Origin of the sequence: Cryobacterium sp. MLB-32 (assembly GCF_000738085.1) — a bacterium.
In the GTDB taxonomy this organism is placed as follows: domain Bacteria; phylum Actinomycetota; class Actinomycetes; order Actinomycetales; family Microbacteriaceae; genus Cryobacterium.
In genome coordinates, this window is sequence record NZ_JPRS01000364.1 from 1 (window position 1) to 1,251 (window position 1,251).

Consider the following 1,251-nt stretch of genomic DNA (forward strand, 5'->3'; position numbering starts at 1 on the left):
GACGGGACAGATGTCTGGCTTCCCGGCCATCGGAAAGGCTCACGTTCCGTGACCCCGACTCACGCGTACACGAGTCGATGGGAATCATTGCTGATCCTCTAGGTATTTTTATAGCACGAAATGACTGATTTTGACCCCCCTTTTGAGGGGTGAAACGAGCGGGTCCAGGATCCTAAATTCCCTGCCAGCGCGGCTTGTTGGCATAGGCGTAGCGATAGTACGCGAGGTTGTCCAGGCGTGACGCAGCGGCCTCGTCGACGACGACCGTGACATGTGGGTGCAGGGCAATGATCGACCCTGGTCTCTGTGCCGTAAGCGGGCCCTCCACCGCGGCCGCGACAGCCTCGGCCTTCTCTTCCCCGCAGGCGAGGAGCACGAGGTGCCTGGCCCTCAGGATGGTCCCCAGCCCCTGGGTGATGCAGTGTACGGGCACATCGCTCGGCGAATCGAAGAACCGCGCATTGTCACGGCGCGTTTCAGGCGTCAGGGTCTTCACCCGAGTCATCGAGGCGAAAGACGAGCCGGGTTCGTTGAAGCCCAGGTGCCCCGTGCGACCGATACCGAGAATCTGCAGATCCACTCCGCCGGCGGCGAGAATGGCACGCTCATAGTCTTCACCGGCGGTCTGCAGGGCGCCCGGGTCGCCGTTGGGCACGAGCACGTTGTCTGGCGCCAGCCCGAGGAGCTCCACGACGTCACGGGTAATGACGGAACGGTAGCTTTCGGGGTGCCCCTCAGGGAGCCCGACATATTCGTCCAGGGAGAAGCCTCTCACCCGCGACACATCCAACGGATCTTCCCGCAACGAAACGGCCAGACTCGCGTAGACCGGCAGCGGAGTCGATCCCGTGGCCAGTCCGAGCACGGCATCGGGCCGTGACGCAATCAGGTCTCGGATTGCGCGAGCGACGAGGTCACCTCCCTCGGACGCACCGCCGACGACGACTACTTCAGCCATGACAAACTCTCGCCATTTTGATTCTTCATGATGCAAAACTACCAGAAATAGTCATTAACGCTCACTCACACTGCAAGCACGCCTCAGATAGTGAAGACGCCGAGGACCGCCAACTTCCAGCACCAGAGTCTCCGCGGAAGAGTGCAGGTGAGTGCCAGAGCCATCAGCCCGGCACGGAGAGATCTCATCCTCGATATACACAAGGATTGATCGGGCGGCAGGAACTCTGTCCCCACACAGAAGTTCACGCCCCGCACCATCGGTTCACATACGGTCAGGAGCGTGGCGTGAAA

At 61.2% G+C, this 1,251-nt stretch carries 1 protein-coding gene; it reads right to left on the bottom strand.

What is annotated here, in order from left to right:
* Positions 1-172 precede the first annotated feature (172 nt).
* Positions 173-958 (bottom strand): glucosamine-6-phosphate deaminase, encoded by a 786-nt coding sequence (locus JF66_RS18595; protein WP_035880345.1) that lies wholly within the window; start codon positions 956-958, stop codon positions 173-175.
* Positions 959-1,251 lie beyond the last annotated feature (293 nt).